Annotated in this window: 16 protein-coding genes; 11 read left to right on the top strand and 5 right to left on the bottom strand. The window is 63.0% G+C overall.

From position 1 onward, the window contains the following. Window positions 1-10: 10 nt before the first annotated feature. A complete protein-coding gene (gene queA, locus EV286_RS09500; protein ID WP_132956770.1) occupies window positions 11-1,096 on the top strand; it encodes a tRNA preQ1(34) S-adenosylmethionine ribosyltransferase-isomerase QueA in 1,086 nt (361 codons plus the stop codon). After that, complete coding sequence (gene tgt, locus EV286_RS09495) at window positions 1,093-2,223, top strand: tRNA guanosine(34) transglycosylase Tgt (RefSeq protein WP_132956769.1); 1,131 nt, start codon at window positions 1,093-1,095, stop codon at window positions 2,221-2,223. The genes queA and tgt overlap by 4 nt, the downstream gene beginning before the upstream one ends. A 3-nt stretch (window positions 2,224-2,226) precedes the next feature. On the opposite strand, the gene EV286_RS09490 is transcribed toward tgt, so the two are convergent. The 3 genes from EV286_RS09490 to EV286_RS09480 are packed head-to-tail and all read right to left on the bottom strand — an operon-like array spanning window position 2,227 to window position 4,501. Further along, window positions 2,227-2,655 (bottom strand): DUF4864 domain-containing protein, encoded by a 429-nt coding sequence (locus EV286_RS09490; protein WP_132956768.1) that lies wholly within the window; start codon window positions 2,653-2,655, stop codon window positions 2,227-2,229. A gap of 59 nt (window positions 2,656-2,714) precedes the next feature. Beyond that, the gene (gene fabF, locus EV286_RS09485; protein WP_132956767.1) at window positions 2,715-3,980 is read right to left on the bottom strand and encodes a beta-ketoacyl-ACP synthase II; all 1,266 of its coding nucleotides are present in this window, start codon (window positions 3,978-3,980) and stop codon (window positions 2,715-2,717) included. Window positions 3,981-3,994: 14 nt separating this feature from the next. Further along, window positions 3,995-4,501 carry a helix-turn-helix domain-containing protein gene (locus EV286_RS09480; protein ID WP_132956766.1) on the bottom strand — a complete coding sequence of 169 codons (507 nt, stop codon included), beginning with the start codon at window positions 4,499-4,501 and terminating at the stop codon, window positions 3,995-3,997. 173 nt (window positions 4,502-4,674) lie between these two features. On the opposite strand from EV286_RS09480, the gene EV286_RS09475 reads away from it, so the two are divergent. From EV286_RS09475 to EV286_RS09465, 3 genes are all read left to right on the top strand, one after another. Then, a complete protein-coding gene (locus tag EV286_RS09475) occupies window positions 4,675-5,232 on the top strand; it encodes an NAD(P)H-dependent oxidoreductase (RefSeq protein ID WP_132956900.1) in 558 nt (185 codons plus the stop codon). Between the two features lie 170 nt (window positions 5,233-5,402). Then, on the top strand, window positions 5,403-5,756 hold the full coding sequence (locus tag EV286_RS09470) for a DMT family protein (protein WP_132956765.1): 354 nt from the start codon (window positions 5,403-5,405) through the stop codon (window positions 5,754-5,756). A gap of 46 nt (window positions 5,757-5,802) precedes the next feature. Then, window positions 5,803-6,261 (top strand): YbaK/EbsC family protein, encoded by a 459-nt coding sequence (locus EV286_RS09465; RefSeq protein ID WP_132956764.1) that lies wholly within the window; start codon window positions 5,803-5,805, stop codon window positions 6,259-6,261. 18 nt (window positions 6,262-6,279) lie between these two features. On the opposite strand, the gene EV286_RS09460 is transcribed toward EV286_RS09465, so the two are convergent. Next, window positions 6,280-6,867: a hypothetical protein gene (locus EV286_RS09460; protein WP_132956763.1), complete on the bottom strand. Its 588-nt coding sequence runs from the start codon at window positions 6,865-6,867 to the stop codon at window positions 6,280-6,282. 2 nt (window positions 6,868-6,869) lie between these two features. Continuing rightward, on the bottom strand, window positions 6,870-7,259 hold the full coding sequence (locus EV286_RS09455; protein ID WP_132956762.1) for an acyl-CoA thioesterase: 390 nt from the start codon (window positions 7,257-7,259) through the stop codon (window positions 6,870-6,872). Window positions 7,260-7,607: 348 nt separating this feature from the next. Here EV286_RS09455 and EV286_RS09450 point away from each other — a divergent pair, with 348 nt between their 5' ends. The 6 genes from EV286_RS09450 (at window position 7,608) to EV286_RS09425 (ending at window position 15,935) form a co-directional block, all read left to right on the top strand. After that, the gene (locus tag EV286_RS09450) at window positions 7,608-9,428 is read left to right on the top strand and encodes a methyl-accepting chemotaxis protein (protein ID WP_132956761.1); all 1,821 of its coding nucleotides are present in this window, start codon (window positions 7,608-7,610) and stop codon (window positions 9,426-9,428) included. A gap of 181 nt (window positions 9,429-9,609) precedes the next feature. Beyond that, on the top strand, window positions 9,610-10,881 hold the full coding sequence (locus tag EV286_RS09445; RefSeq protein WP_132956760.1) for an extensin family protein: 1,272 nt from the start codon (window positions 9,610-9,612) through the stop codon (window positions 10,879-10,881). 162 nt (window positions 10,882-11,043) lie between these two features. Beyond that, the gene (locus tag EV286_RS09440) at window positions 11,044-12,663 is read left to right on the top strand and encodes an ABC-F family ATP-binding cassette domain-containing protein (protein ID WP_132956759.1); all 1,620 of its coding nucleotides are present in this window, start codon (window positions 11,044-11,046) and stop codon (window positions 12,661-12,663) included. A 217-nt stretch (window positions 12,664-12,880) separates the two neighbouring features. Then, window positions 12,881-13,714 (top strand): alpha/beta hydrolase, encoded by an 834-nt coding sequence (locus EV286_RS09435; protein WP_132956758.1) that lies wholly within the window; start codon window positions 12,881-12,883, stop codon window positions 13,712-13,714. Window positions 13,715-14,250: 536 nt separating this feature from the next. Continuing rightward, the gene (locus EV286_RS09430) at window positions 14,251-15,177 is read left to right on the top strand and encodes an ABC transporter ATP-binding protein (protein WP_132956757.1); all 927 of its coding nucleotides are present in this window, start codon (window positions 14,251-14,253) and stop codon (window positions 15,175-15,177) included. Next, complete coding sequence (locus EV286_RS09425) at window positions 15,174-15,935, top strand: ABC transporter permease (protein ID WP_132956756.1); 762 nt, start codon at window positions 15,174-15,176, stop codon at window positions 15,933-15,935. The genes EV286_RS09430 and EV286_RS09425 overlap by 4 nt, the downstream gene beginning before the upstream one ends. The last annotated feature ends 25 nt before the right edge of the window (window positions 15,936-15,960 follow it).

Below are 15,960 nucleotides of genomic sequence, written 5' to 3'. Positions count from 1 at the left end.
AAGTGCATCTATGCGCGTGGATCTTTTCGATTTCGAGCTCCCGGAGGAGCGGATTGCGCTTCGCCCGGCGAACCCGCGCGATGCGGCGCGCCTGCTTGTCGTCGATTCTGCGGCGGCGCAGACGCTCTCGGATCATCGTGTCTCTGATCTGCCCTCCTTCCTGAAGGCGGGCGACGCCCTGGTCTTCAACGATACGAAGGTCATTCCGGCGCAGCTGGAGGGCATCCGGCATCGCGAAGGGGCGGGCGGCCAGCAGGTATCCGCGACATTGCACATGCGCGTCGGCGCCAACCGCTGGAAGGCCTTCGCAAGACCCGGCAAGCGCATCAAGCTCGGCGACCGCATCGCCTTTGGCCATAGTGCTGAAAGCTGCCTCCTCGGCCAGCTCGATTGCACCGTCGTGGAGAAGGGCGAGGCTGGCGAGGTCACGCTTGCTTTCGATCTCTCCGGACCTGCGCTCGACGAGGCAATCGCCTCCGTTGGCCACATACCTCTGCCGCCCTACATCGCCGCCAAGCGTCCCGAGGACGAGCGCGACCGCGCGGACTACCAGACGATCTACGCCCGCGAGGAGGGTGCGGTTGCCGCGCCCACCGCTGGCCTGCATTTCACGCCGGCGCTCTTCGAGGCTCTCGATCGGGCCGGCATCGAGCGCCATTTCGTGACCCTGCATGTCGGCGCCGGGACCTTCCTTCCGGTCAAGGCCGACGATACCGACGATCACAAGATGCATCTCGAAAGCGGCTATGTGAGTGCCGAGACAGCCGCAAGGCTCAATGCCGTGAAGGCGAGGGGCGGGCGCATCGTTTGCGTCGGCACAACCTCGCTGCGGTTGATCGAGAGTTCGGCCGCCGCTGACGGCAGCATACAGCCCTGGGCCGGTGCGACGGGCATCTTCATCACGCCCGGCTACCGCTTCAAGGCCGTGGACATGCTGATGACCAATTTCCACCTGCCGCGCTCGACGCTGTTCATGCTGGTCTCGGCCTTTGCCGGCCTCGAGACCATGCGGGCCGCCTACGACCACGCGATCGAAACCGGCTACCGCTTCTATTCCTATGGCGATGCCAGCCTTCTTTTCCGGAAAGACCCATGAGCGAGAATTTTGAATTCAATCTGAAGGCGACGGATGACGGGGCACGCCTCGGCGAGATTTCGATGCCGCGCGGCACGATCCGCACGCCGGCCTTCATGCCGGTCGGCACGGTCGGCACCGTGAAGGCGATGTATCTCGACCAGGTGCGCGACACCGGCGCCGACATCATCCTCGGCAATACCTATCATCTGATGCTGCGCCCGACTGCGGAGCGCGTCGCGCGCCTCGGCGGACTGCACGATTTCATCCGCTGGCAGGGCCCGATCCTCACCGATTCCGGCGGCTTCCAGGTCATGTCTCTCTCCGGGTTGCGCAAGCTTGATGAGGAGGGTGTCACCTTCAAGTCCCATGTCGACGGCAGCCTGCATCACATGTCGCCGGAGCGCTCGATCGAGATCCAGGGACTGCTCGACAGCGATATCCAGATGCAACTCGACGAGTGTGTCGCGCTGCCGGCGGAACCCAAGGACATCGAGCGTGCGATGGAGCTTTCGCTCCGCTGGGCCGAGCGCTGCAAGGTCGCCTTCGGCAACCAGCCCGGCAAGGCGATGTTCGGCATCGTCCAGGGCGGCGATATTCCGAAGCTGCGTGTTCGTTCCGCCGAGGCGCTCGCCGGGCTCGACCTCAAGGGATATGCCGTCGGTGGCCTTGCCGTCGGCGAGCCGCAGGACGTCATGCTGCAGATGCTGGAAACGACGCTTCCCTGCCTTCCTTCCGAGAAGCCGCGCTACCTGATGGGCGTCGGCACGCCGGACGATATCCTGAAGTCCGTTGCGCGCGGCACCGACATGTTCGATTGCGTTATGCCGACGCGATCGGGTCGTCATGGGTTGGCCTTCACCCGTCGCGGCAAGGTCAACATTCGCAACGCTCGGCACGCCGAGGACAAGCGCCCGCTCGACGAGGAGTCGAACTGCCCGGCCTCACGCGACTATTCTCGTGCCTACCTGCACCACCTCGTGCGCTCCAACGAGGCCCTCGGCGGCATGCTGCTCTCCTGGCACAATCTCGCTTATTATCAGGAGCTGATGCAGGGCATCCGCAAGGCGATCGCCGAGGGGCGCTTCGCCGATTTCATGGCCGAGACGCAGGAGAACTGGGCGCGGGGCGACCTCGAGCCGGTGTGAGGCTCAGATTCCCTTGCTCTCGGTATTCGGGATCATCTGCACGCCGTTGATCTTGTAGCTGCCGTCCGGCTGGCGCACGACCTGGTAGATCGCGGTCCAGTCCTTGCCGTCGCGGCCCGTAATCAGAACCTCGTGGTAGATCATCGCGCCGTCGTCGATCGAGCGGCTGCGCCCGAAAGCGTAGTTGCCGGGGTGGTAAACCGGTTCGTAGCTCTTCTTCACCATGGCGAAGAAGCGCTCCTTGTCGGGATACATCGCCTTGATCGCCGGTGCGGCGAAGGAATAGGCCGTATCGGCATCGTCGCGCAGAAACGCGATGATCTGCTGCTCGATCATGCTGCGCGTCGCGTCCGTGGGATCCTCTGCCCCTGCGGGCAGCGGGGCGATGACGGACGCGACACACAGAAAGAGGACTGCGAAGAAGGCGCGCATGGATTTTCTCCGGGATATCCAGAGAGACTAGGGCGTTTTGCGCCGGAGAAAAGTGGTGGTCATCCCCAGCGGCGGAAAAGTGCGGTCGCATTCACTCCGCCGAAGCCGAAGCCGTTCGAGATTGCATATTCCATGGCAAGCGGACGGGCCGAGCCACCGACAATATCGATGCCCTCGGCAATTGGATCCGGGTCTTCGAGGTTGCGCGTCGGCGGCGCGATCTGGTCGCGGAGCGCCATGATCGTGAAGACCGCCTCGAGCCCGCCGGCGGCACCAAGCAGATGACCTGTTGCCGCCTTGGTGGCGCTGACGGCGATCCCGCCGTCGCGGCCGAATACGCTGGCAATCGCCGCCAGCTCACCCCTGTCGCCAACCGGCGTCGAGGTGGCATGCGCGTTCAGGTGCCGGATCTCCGAAGCTGGAATCTTTGCCTGCCTGAGGGCCGCCTCCATGGCACGCCGCGCGCCGTCGCCATCCTCGGGGCCTGCCGTCATGTGATAGGCATCCGCCGAAGTGCCATAGCCCACGAGTTCGGCCAGCGGGATGGCGCCGCGGGCGAGCGCATGCTCAAGGCTCTCGATGACGAGAATACCTGCGCCTTCACCCATGACGAAACCGTCGCGTGCCGCGTCGAAGGGGCGCGAGGCACGCTCGGGCGTGTCGCTGAAGCCGGTGGAGAGCGCGCGTGCGGCGGCGAAGCCGCCAAGGCTCACCTTGTCGATGCAGGCTTCGGCGCCGCCGCAGATCGCGATATCGGCCTCACCGGCGCGGATGAGCCGGGCCGCATCGCCGATCGCCTGGACGCTCGCGGCGCAGGCAGTGACCGGCGCCCCGAGCGGCCCCTTGAAGCCATAACGGATGCTCACCTGACCAGCCGCCAGGTTGACGAGGAAGGAGGGGATGATGAAGGGCGAGAGGCGGCGAACGCCCCGCGCCTCGGCGAGGCGCACCGAATCGGCAATCGCCGGAAATCCGCCGACACCTGAAGCGATGATCGTCGCGGTCCTGATGCGCGCGTCTTCGCTTTCGGGTCTCCATCCTGCCTGGTTGACGGCTTCCTCCGTCGCGGCCATGGCAAACTGGATGAAGCGGTCCATCTTCTTCTGGTCCTTCGGCGGAATGTATCGGTCCGGATCGAAGCCGGCTTCGGAATCCTCCGCTAGGCTCGGGGCCACGCCCGCGACCTTGGCGGCGAGGTCGCTGACCATTTCGTCCGGAAGCAGCCGAAGACCGGAGCCGGCATCGAGAAGCCTTTTCCAGGCATTCCCCACGCCGGTCCCGAGAGGTGAGACAACTCCCATTCCGGTGACGACGATCCGTTCCATTGCATCATTCCTTTCTAGGCATCGAAGCCGAGGTAGTGGGCGCGAATGCGGGCGATCCGCTCGCGCGCTGCATCATCCGCCGCCGGACCGGCAATCAGTGTGGTGTTTTCCGGTTTCAGTTCCTCGCCCGTCTCGGCATCAACGAGGATCGGCTCGCGCGGCTTGCTGGAGGCCGCATCGGCAAGCAGGAAGGCGAGATCCTCTTCGGGAGCATGCCGGCTGCCCCATGCAAATAGGGCCATCAGTACGGGAAAGAAATCCCGCCCCCTTTCCGTCAGCACGTATTCGTGGCGGGCAGGGCGCTCGCTGTAGCGGCGGCGCTCGAAAAGGCCCTGATCGGTCAGATGTTTCAGCCGGCGCGTGAGGATGTTGGGTGCGACACCGAGGCTCTTCTGGAATTCGTCGAAACGGGAAAGCCCCTGGAAGGCGTCCCGGAGGATCAGGATGCTCCACCAGTCGCCGACGCTCTCCAGAGCGCGGGCCGCGGGGCATTGGAATTTGGCGAAGCTTGTCCGTTGCATTGGCGACGCATTAACCTAGTTACTATCATGATGCAAGTAACTGCATCGCGGTGGCGCTTTCATGCGCTCAGATAAGGTCACGTTTGCGCAAGCGGCGCTTGTCCGCCCTGAAAACAGCTCTTTATACTGCAGCGGCAATGTGCCGTTGCGATAACAATCAGGAACTTATGGGAATGTCTAAGGTCAAGATCGCTATTATCATCGGAAGCACGCGCATCAGGCGCTTTGCGGAACATCCTGCAAAATGGTTTGCGGAAATCGCGCGCCAGCGCGACGACATGGAAATCGAGGTCCTCGACCTCCTGGACTATCCGATGCATTTCTTTGGCGAGCAGCGCGCCACGACAGCCGAAAGCGAAACCGCCGAGCGGTGGAAAAACAAGCTGCGCGAATTCGACGGCTACGTATTCACAGTCGCCGAATACAATCATGGGCCTACGGCGGTGCTGAAGAACGCGATCGACCTTGGCGAATTCGTCCGGAAGCCGGTTGCGTTCGTGGGCTACGGCAGCGTTGGCGGTGCACGGGCCATAGAGAACCTGCGGCTCGTCTTCGTCGAGATGGGCGCGGCATCGGTGAAAACCGGGATACACATCTCGTACCCAGAATATCTGAGTGTTGTCAAAGGCGAGAAGACGCTTTCCGACTATGCTCATCTCGGTGAAGCCGCAAAGAACCAGCTGGATCAACTTAGCTGGTGGGCGAAAGCGCTGAAGGCTGCTCGCGGCTGATTTGCGAAGGGGAGGCGGCCGGTCGCACCGGCCGCTTCACCGATAAGTGCGTGGTCCGTTGTTGCCATCGGCGCCCCTGGCTGGCAGATAGTCTCCGCCCGGCCGTTCAGCGGCCTTGCCTGCGTGCGCCGCAGGCGTCAATTTGCGCCTTCCCTCCACAGGATTCGCCCATGCCGCTTTCGCTAAGTCCCGCCGCCGTCTGGCCTGTCATCATGCTGCTTGCATCCAACGTCTTCATGACCTTTGCCTGGTACGGGCACCTGAAGCACAAGAGCAGCGCCATCTTCATCGCCATCCTCGCCAGCTGGGGCATCGCCTTCTTCGAGTATTGCCTGGCAGTGCCGGCAAACCGCATCGGCTCGGCCGTCTATACGACGGCGCAGCTGAAGACGATGCAGGAGGTCATCACCCTTCTCGTCTTTTCCGGCTTCTCCGTCTTCTTTCTGAAGGAAAGCCTCACCTGGAACCACGCCATCGGCTTCGCTCTGATCGCGGTCGGTGCGTCCTTTATTTTCCGGTCATAGGCATCTACAGTCCGCGCGACCCTTTCTGCAGACCTCGCGAGTTTCAATGAGCCTCCAGTCCGTCCGCGCCTTCTTTGCCACCCATGCTCCTGATGTCGCCGTCCTCGAGACGGAGGGGAGCTCATCGACCGTCGCACTTGCCGCCGAGGCCCATGGGGTGGAGCCGGCGCAGATCGCCAAGACGCTCTGCCTGCGGGCAGGCGACCAGGCAATGCTGATCGTCGCAAGCGGCATCGCACGGCTCGACAACCGAAAATTCCGTGACCACTTCGGCGCCAAGGCGAGGATGCTGGAGGCCGAGCAGGTGGTGGAACTCACCGGCCATCCGGTCGGCGGCGTGTGCCCGTTCGGCCTGCCGACGCCGCTTCCCGTTTATTGCGACCTCTCGCTGCGTGGCTTCGAAGAGGTCGTGCCGGCCGCCGGGGCCACCAATGCCGCCGTGCGCATATCGACCGAACGTCTCGTCAACCTCACGAACGCGGTCTGGGTGGACGTCTGCCAATAGCGGCCGCGCCGAGCGGTCCTAGGCGAGCACGTCGTAGGCGCGGAAGATAAAGCTCACCTGGTAGATCAGGCCCAGCGACACGAAGAGCGCGTGAAAGCGCCGGTTCGGCGTGTAGGCGGCAATCCCGCACAGGGCGATGTAGACGATGTTGCGCAGCGGATATTCCCAGCCGAGCGAGGCGATCCGGTCCTGGCCCTTGATGGCGGTATCGATGAGGTCGACCGCGTAGGTCAGCGCCAGGACGCCGAAGAACCACTTGCGGCGCGATATGAAGTATTCCTCGTAACCGCCGTATTCGTCGATGGAACTCGGAAACAGCAGCGCGCAAAGCAGGAAGAACAGGCAGCAGAAGCTGATGAGGAACAGATAGACGCCGAAATGGAGCGCCGGCAATGCATGCATCCAGTACTCCCACCACCAGATATGGATGATGAAGAGGAACAGCGACAGCGCCCAGCCGAGATGAACGAGATAGACTTTGCCCTTGCCGGGGTGCTGGATGATGCCGGCAATGCCGGTGAGCAGCCGGGCAAGGCTGAGGCTCAGCACCATGCCCATGACGACCTTGATATGCAGGAAGGCCTCGGCAGCGCTCGCCGGCTCCATTGCTATTCCTCGGTAGGTATCGGCTTGGGCGATCCATGCTCGTCGAGCGCGACCATGATGAAGGTTCCGGCCGTTACCTTCTCGAGCTTCTGGTAGCGGAAACGGTGCGCCCAGGCCTCGACGATCAGCGTCATCGAGGTGCGGCCCACGCGTTCGATCTCGGTATAGATGCTGAGCGTGTCGCCGATCTTGACCGGCAGCTGGAAAGCCATCTCCTTCACTGCAGCCGTGACGACACGCCCCTTGGCACGCTCAGCCGCACGGATGCCGCTCGCAAGGTCCATCTGCGCCATGACCCAGCCGCCGAAGATATCGCCTGCCGGATTGGCGTCGGAGGGCATGGCGAGCGTGCGAAGGGTCAGTTCGCCTTTCGGTTTGGCGGTGTCGTTCATCTCAGGCTCCAGCTTTTGCCGCGTCACGCGGTGTCGATTCCACCCGCTCCACCCTAAGGCAAACGTCCCCGGTTGGACAACGATTCGCAGTCTGCGAAATGGCGTCCAGGAATTCCGCATTGGGTGGGGGGAATGCACCGCCGGTAACGCGGAAAATCGTCTCTTCGCCTTTGGTATAATAACGCGTTCGAAAATTATTATAAATCAATTATATGAAGCATACTGAGGCATGCTCGCAAACATCATGACGTTACGTTATGTTAGTGCATGGTAATTGAGCTTCATGGACTGGTAACTGCTTTTCTCGACTATCGAAATGCAGTCAATTTTCCGGGGTCTCAGCCTTCCATGCAGAATGTGAAGATATCCACTCGTCTCTATTTCCTCGTCGCTCTCGCCCTTGGCATCCTTGTCGCGACGATGGTGTCTTTCCTCAACTACTCCTTTGCCGAGATAGAGGCGGAGCGCAAGGCAGGTCTTGCGCAGATGGACGCGACCGCCATCGCCATCTTCGAGAAATACCACAAGCTGGAAGAGGCGGGCACGCTAACCCGCGAGCAGGCACAGTCGGCTGCCAAGGAAGTCATCTCGGCCATGCGCTATGGAGACGCGGGCTACTTCTGGATCAACGACATGCATCCGACCATGGTGATGCATCCGATCAAGCCGGAACTGAACGGCACCGATCTTTCACAGAACAAGGATCCCAACGGCAAGTTCCTGTTCGTCGAATTCGTCAACACGGTGAAGGCGAACAAGCAGGGATTTGTCGACTATTACTGGCCGAAGCCGGGCGCCGCCCAGCCGGTGCTGAAGTATTCCCACGTCGTCGGTTTTGAGCCCTGGGGTTGGGTCGTCGGGACCGGTGTCTACGCCGACGATCTGGCCGCGCTCTATCGCCAGAACGCCATTTGGGCGGCTCTGTTCTGCCTCGCTGGTGCGGCGGTCATCATCGGTGTCGCCTGGGCAATCGTGCGCAGTGTCACGGCTCCCGTCGCGCGCCTGAGGGATGCGATGAGTGCGATCGCCGCGGAGCAGGGCTCTGTTGCGATCACCGACAGTGCGCGGCGTGATGAAATCGGCCAGATGGCCAAGGCCCTGATTGTCCTCCGTGACTCGGTGGACGAGCGGGTGCGCCTGCGTGAACGCGAGGATGAGCAGCAGCGGCTTCTGGAAGAAGAACGCCGCGGCAACGAGCGCCTCTCGCGCGCGGTTTCGGATCGGCAGGGCCATGCGATGCAGGCGCTCGGCGTCGGCCTGGAAAAGCTTGCTGCCGGCGACCTGACCGTATCGCTGGCCGATATCGGCGACGACTATGCCAAGCTGCGCAACGACTTCAACGCGGCCGTCGAAGCGCTGAACAGCGTCATCCATGCGATTGCGCTGTCGAGCCAGGTCGTCAACGACAGTGCCGCCAATATCAGCGACGCGACCGGCAACCTGTCGAAGCGCACGGAGCAACAGGCTGCAGCCCTGGAAGAAACGGCGGCGGCGCTTGACGAGATCACCGCGACCGTCAAGACCGCCTCCGAACGCGCAAACGAAGCCCGGGACATGGTGGCCGAGACAAAGGCGAGCGCCGGCAAGTCGGGAGACATCGTGCGCAACGCGGTGGCGGCGATGGGCCGGATCGAGGAATCCTCGAACCGTATCGGCCAGATCATCACGGTAATCGACGAGATTGCCTTCCAGACCAATCTGCTGGCGCTGAATGCCGGTGTCGAGGCGGCGCGCGCCGGCGAGGCGGGCAGGGGCTTTGCCGTCGTCGCCCAGGAGGTCCGCGAGCTTGCGCAGCGCTCCGCAAACGCTGCCAAGGAGATCAAGACGTTGATCAGCACGTCGGCTACCGAGGTCGATGGTGGCGTGGCACTGGTGCGCTCGACAGGCGACGCGCTGCTTGAGATCGAAAGCCTCGTGAACCGCGTCAACAGCCACGTCAATTCCATCGCTACCGCGGCGCGGGAGCAGGCGACGGGCCTTCACGAGATCAACACCTCCGTCAATCATATGGATCAGATGACCCAACAGAACGCCGCGATGGTCGAGGAGACGACCGCAGCAAGCCAGACGCTTGCCGAAGAGAGCGCACAGCTGCGCGCCCTGCTTTCCAATTTCCGTCTGGCGGCAGAGGCGAGCCGGGGCCGCGCTCCGTCGCGGGCCGCTGCCTAACGCAGCGGCAGGATAGAGCTGAAATCGAACCCGCCGACGTCATGCTCGGCGGGTTTTTCTTCTGGGGACTGACCCGCTTGATCGGGCGGGATCGCGCTTCCGGTAAGTTTTCGTTCACCGTTTTTATCTAAATTTGTCGGGAATTTCGCGACCCTTGCCGATGGCGGAAACGGATAGAAATATGGCGTTTGGTTCCTCTCTGCGGCGCTCGGCAATGCCCCTTCTCCTGTCAGTGTCGCTCGTCGCCTGCACGGCCGATGGCCTGGTTCCTCCGGTCGGAATCGACCGAGGCACGCGGGTGAGCGCCATTGCTCCGCAGCCCGCGCCGCCCCAGCCGGTGGGAATGGCGCCCGCGCAGGGCCAGCTTGCCTACCCGGCTGCGCCGGCTCCCGTCGGCAGCACGCAAGGGTCCGTCGATTACCTCGACACGCCGAACCTCGCCGGCACCGGTACTCCGCCCCAGACCCTTCGCGCGCCACCGGAAATGCAGCCCATGCCGGCCGCGACCAACGGCGCTCGCCGCCTGCCGATGATCGACAGCGACGAGGCGATGGGCGTCCAGCCGCTGACGATCCCCTCCGAAGGCGTCAACATGGACGCCGAGCTCGGGGCCGAGCCGATGCAGGGTGCTGCTGACGGCGGGCAGGGCATTGCAGAAGGCAATGCCAGCGAGCCGGTCGTCGATGGCATCGGCACCGACAATCCGATGCAGACGAACGAGCCGGCCCTGCCGCCGCCTGCTGCAGAGCGCGAGATCGCGCGCCAGTCGGTGTGGTCCGATGGCTCGCCGGTCAGGGCGCCGCAGCGCCTGCCGGAGGAGCAGGAAGTGGCGATGATCCCGCGCCCGGAGAACCCGATGGTCGACGCGCCACCGCCGGCCGCTCCGGATGTCATGCCGACCTCGGAACTTGCCTGCCGCCGCGAATTGAAGCGCATGGGCGTCATCTTCTCCGACAAGCCGCGCATCTCCAACGGCCCGTCCTGCGGCATTGACTACCCGATTTCGCTGCAGGGTCTCTCCGGCAATATCGGCGTCAGGCCCGCCGTGACGCTCAATTGCCAGGTGACGCTCGCTTTCGCGAAGTGGGTGAAGAACGAACTCGCGCCGTCCGCCCGTTACCGCTACTGGAGCGGCGTCCGCACCATCGTGCCCCTCGGCGGTTACTCCTGCCGGCGCATGAACAACAGCCGGCAGCGCTACAATCCCATGTCGGAGCACGCCCACGGCAATGCCATCGACGTCGGCAAGTTCGTGCTGAAGAACGGCCATGAGATCGACGTGCGCAAGAAGGGCCTTTTCTCCTTCCGCGAAGGCCGCCTGCTGAAGGCGGTTCGTTCGGACAGCTGCAGATATTTCAACACCGTGCTCGGCCCCGGCAGCAATCCGGAGCACTGGAATCACTTTCACTTCGACCTCCGCTCCCGCAAGTCCGGCCGGGCCTATTGTGGGTAGAGACACACCGGCGCATTCGACGCGGTTGATCTGGCCGCCTTGAATTCAAGAACGTTGTCGCCTATTTTGCGGCTCTTCGCAGTGCCAACAGGATGTGTGCATCAATGGATTTCATCTCGATCGCAAAGTCACCACGCCTTGCCAATCGGGATACCCATGTCCATGCCTGCCACCATCACTCTTTCCAGCCTTTCCTGGTCCACGCCTGACGGCCGGCCGCTTTTCTCCAACCTGGACCTGACCTTCGCTGCCGAGCGCATCGGGCTTGTTGGCCGTAACGGCGTCGGCAAGACGACCCTGCTGAAGCTTCTTTCCGGCGATCTCGCGGCTCAATCCGGCTCCATATCGCGAAGTGGCAGCGTCGGCGTCCTTCGCCAGCTCTTGCAGGTGGGGTCGGAGGAGACCATTTCCGATCTCTTCGGTGTATGCGAGGCGCTCGCCGTACTGCGACGGGCGGAAGCCGGCGAGGCGACGACCGAGGAACTTGCCTCTGCCGACTGGATGCTTGAGGCGCGCATGGCTGCCGCGCTCGATCGTGCCGGCCTCGATGCCGGCCCGGAGACGCGCCTTGCCACGCTTTCCGGCGGGCAGGGAACGCGCGCTGGCCTCGCAGCGCTCGTCTTCGCCGATCCCGATTTCCTGCTGATGGACGAGCCGACCAACAATCTCGATCGCGATGGCCGGCAGGCCGTGATCGAATTCCTCGCCGCCTGGCGGGGCGGGGCGATCATCGTCAGCCACGACCGCGAACTCCTGGAGACCGTCGACGCCATCGTCGAACTCACTTCGCTCGGCGCAACGCGCTATGGCGGCAACTGGAGCCAGTATCGCGAGCGCAAGGCCCTCGAGCTTGCCGCCGCCGAGCACGACCTTTCCGACGCGGAGCGCCGCGCCGCCGAGGCTGCCCGAAGCGCGCAGGCAAATGTCGAGCGCCAGGCGCGCCGCGATCGCGAAGGCCGCAAGAAGGCGGCGAGGGGAGACATGCCGCGTATCATCGCCGGCGGGCTCAAGGAACGCAGCGAGCTGACGAGCGGCGAGAATACGCGTCTCGCCGAGCGCCGTCGTGCGCAGGCGCTCGAGGACGTCACCGCCGCCCGGGAGAAGATCGAGGTCCTGCAGCCGCTTTCGGTCCGCCTGCCGCCGACCAGCCTGCCCGGAAGCAAGATCGTCCTGAGACTGGAAGGCGTTACCGCAGGCTATGCGCCCGGACGTGCCGTCATCCGGAACCTCTCCTTCGACATCATCGGCCCGGAGCGCATCGCCGTCACTGGCCCCAACGGCTCGGGCAAGACGACATTGCTCGCGCTGATCACCGGTGAACTGAAGCCCTGGGAGGGCAGCATCTCCGTCAGGACCGGCTTTGCCGTTCTCGACCAGCGCGTGAGCCTTCTCGACGCCTCCGCCTCGATCCGCGACAATTTCCGGCGCATCAACCCGCAATCGGATGAAAATGCCTGCCGGGCCGCGCTCGCCCGCTTCATGTTCAGGGCCGACGCGGCGCTGCAGCCGGTATCAACGCTGAGCGGCGGCCAGCTCCTGCGGGCGGGGCTTGCCTGCGCCCTCGGCGGTTCCGCCCCGCCGCCGCTGCTGATCCTCGATGAGCCGACTAATCATCTGGATATCGATTCCATCGCTACGGTGGAGGCGGGGCTGCGTGTCTATGACGGTGCACTGCTCGCCGTCAGCCATGACGAGACTTTCCTTGGGGGCATAGGCATCACGCGCAGGCTGGAAATGCTCCCGCTTCGGGCTGCGTCCGGGGGCGGCGAGGGCGGCCGCTGACGACAGCCGCCGATTATGACGTATGTCATCGAAGGCGCCGGGATTGGTAACCGTGCTGTCACCGAAAGACCTGAAATGATTGACTGATTGATCGACGCCTGACACTGCGCCGGTCGTGTTGTCGGATGCCCCGCCGAGATCGGGAAGCATCGTATGGTTTCAGGATTTGCCTCGACAGGCACGCGGCTGTGCGAGGCCCGCTGGGAGAATTATATTAATGAGCACTGGCTTTGATCGGCACGATGTGGAGACCTCGCACGGCCGCATCGCAGTAGAGGAAACACGCGGACGCGGGCTTCCCCTGCTTCTCATTCACGGCAATTCGTCCTGTCGCGAGGTCTTCCGCCACCAGCTTGATGCACCGCTTGCCGAGCGCCGGCGTGTGATCGCCTTCGACTTGCCGGGTCACGGCGAGTCGGGTGATGCACCGGATCCGATGCGCAGCTACACGCGCTCGGGTCTGGCCGACGCCGCCGTCGAGCTGCTGGAGCATCTGGGAGTCAGGGAAGCCGCCGTTTTCGGCTGGTCGCTCGGTGGCCATGTCGGCATCGACATGCTTTCCCGCTTCCCCGGCATGCGCGGCCTCATGATTTCCGGTTCGCCGCCGGTGCGCCGCAACAGGATGGCCGAAGGCTTCGTTGGCTCGCCTGGTTCGGGCCTCGCCGGAAAGGAGCACCTCACCGACGCCGAGGTCGAGGCCTTCGCGAAAGGCATGTTCGGCGAGCCCGTGGAACCGTTCCTCCGCGCTGCGATAGCGCGCACCGACGGCCGTTTCCGCAAGCGGCTCTTCGAGGTCGCCCGGACCGGCGAGGGTGAGGACCAGCGCGAGGCCGTCGAGGGCAGCCCGGTTCTTCTTGGCGTCGTGAACGGCGCGGCCGATCCAATGATCAATCTCGACTATATCGATAGCGTCGCCTACGCGCATCTGTGGGAGAGGCGTTGCCACCGCGTCGAGGGCGCCGGCCATGCCCCGCACTGGCGGGCGCCGGAGAAGTTCAACTCGCTCCTGGAGCGCTTCCTGCGCGATGTAGAGGACGGCGCATTCGGTTGATGGACATCTTGGGAACGTCAACCTGCCGTAAGATGATGCGCTTGAGGTAAATATTAGTAACGCCTTGGAAATGCGGCCCGTTCTAGCTTTGCGCGGGTAGGGCTCTTGTTGTCTGCGCGCAGCGTCAAAAAGAAAGGCCGGCTTCGCGCCGGCCGCAAGACTGGAGTGACGGATAAAGGGAAGCACCCGGCACTCCGCAGTAAAATTCCTGCAACGCAATAACAGACCGGCAATAATTCAAGGCAGCAGCAATATTCGTCAACAACGAGAGAAACCGGCGGTTGCCCAAGGGGTGGTCGCGGCGGTGAGGGCGAACCGTTGCTTGCCTCGGGTGGCATTTGAATGGAGGAAGGTCACGGTTTGATGACAGAATGACGGGCATCCTGTGGATTAGTGCTTCGGGTCGATCTTTCGGCGCTGCGGTTTTTCGGTTTTGAGCTTGGCCGAACACAGCGTTCGCCGTAGCGGGATGGCAAATCCTGCCCAACACGATATATAGCGGGCCGAATTCCAAGCGAAAGCCGAAGAACCCGCCAATGGCACCCATCATTTCCGTCCGCAATCTCACAAAGACCTATGCCAATGGCTTCCAGGCGCTGAAAGGTGTCGATCTCGACGTGGAGGAGGGGGAGATACTCGCCCTCCTCGGCCCGAATGGCGCCGGCAAGACCACGATGATCTCGATCATCTGCGGCATCGTGAACCCGAGCGGTGGCGAAGTGCTGGTCGATGGCCATGATATCGTCAAGGACTTCCGCGTGACTCGAGCGATGATCGGGCTCGTGCCGCAGGAACTGACGACCGACCAGTTCGAGACGGTCTGGAATACGGTCAGCTTCTCCCGCGGAGTACACGGAAAGAAGGCGAATCCAGCGCATATCGAGAAGGTGCTGCGCGATCTCTCATTGTGGGACAAACGCGACAACACGTTGCGCGAGCTTTCCGGTGGCATGAAACGGCGTGTCTTGATCGCCAAGGCGCTCTCGCACGAGCCGCGCATATTGTTTCTCGACGAGCCGACCGCCGGCGTCGACGTGACGCTGCGCCGGGACATGTGGAAGGTGGTCGAGAGCCTGCGGGCATCCGGCGTCACGATCATCCTGACGACGCACTACATCGAGGAAGCGGAAGAGATCGCCGACCGGGTCGGCGTGATCAACGGCGGCAGTCTGTTGCTTGTCGAGGAGAAGGACGAACTGATGGCGAAGCTCGGCCGCAAGCAGCTTATCCTCGATCTCGTCGAACCCCTCGCAAACCTGCCGCAGCGTTTCGCCGGCAATGGCCTGTCGCTGGAGCCCGACGGATTGCGTCTCGTCTATGATTTCGACAAGGACAGCGAGCAGGAAAGCATCGCGGGGCTGCTGACCCGGCTCGGGCAGGAGGGTATCCATTTCAAGGACCTCTCCACGCGCCAGACCTCGCTTGAGGATATCTTCGTTTCGCTTGTGGGAGGATCGAAATGAATTTCGAGGCGATCAGCTCGATCTACAGGTTCGAGATGGCGCGCATGCGCCGCACGCTGCTGCAGAGCGTCATTTCGCCGGTCATTTCGACCTCGCTCTACTTCATCGTCTTCGGGGCGGCCATCGGCACGCGCATCCAGGAGGTCGAGGGGGTTTCCTACGGTGCGTTCATCACACCGGGGCTGATCATGCTGACGCTGCTCGGCCAATGCATCGGCAATGGCTCCTTCGGCATCTATTTCCCGAAGTTCACCGGCACGATCTACGAGATTCTCTCTGCGCCCGTGGCGATGTCGGAAATCCTGATCGGATACGTCGGCGCGGCGGCGACGAAGGGCATCATCATCGGGCTCATCATTCTCCTGACGGCGAATTTCTTCGTCGACGTGCGCATCGAACATCCGTTCATGATGGCGTTGTTCTTCGTGCTGACGGCCGTCAGCTTCAGCCTTTTCGGCTTCATGATCGGCATTTGGGCGACCAATTTCGAACAGCTGAACCTGATCCCGATGCTCATCGTACCGCCGTTGACCTTCCTGGGCGGAAGCTTCTATTCGATCGGCATGCTGCCGCCGTTCTGGCAAGCCGTAAGTCATTTCAACCCGGTACTTTACCTGGTGAGCGGCTTCCGTTGGAGCTTCTACGGCATTGCCGACGTCGATCCGATGATAAGTCTGGCGATGATCGCATTGTTCCTGGTCGCGTGCCTTGCGACGCTCGGCTGGATATTCAAGACCGGATACCGGCTCCGCAACTGATTACACGGACGCCAGGTGCCGGCCG

It is taken from the genome of Rhizobium sp. BK251, from assembly GCF_004345245.1.
Lineage (GTDB): Bacteria > Pseudomonadota > Alphaproteobacteria > Rhizobiales > Rhizobiaceae > Rhizobium.
The sequence above is the reverse complement of the archived record's forward strand: the minus strand, read 5'-3'. Positions and strand labels throughout refer to the sequence as shown.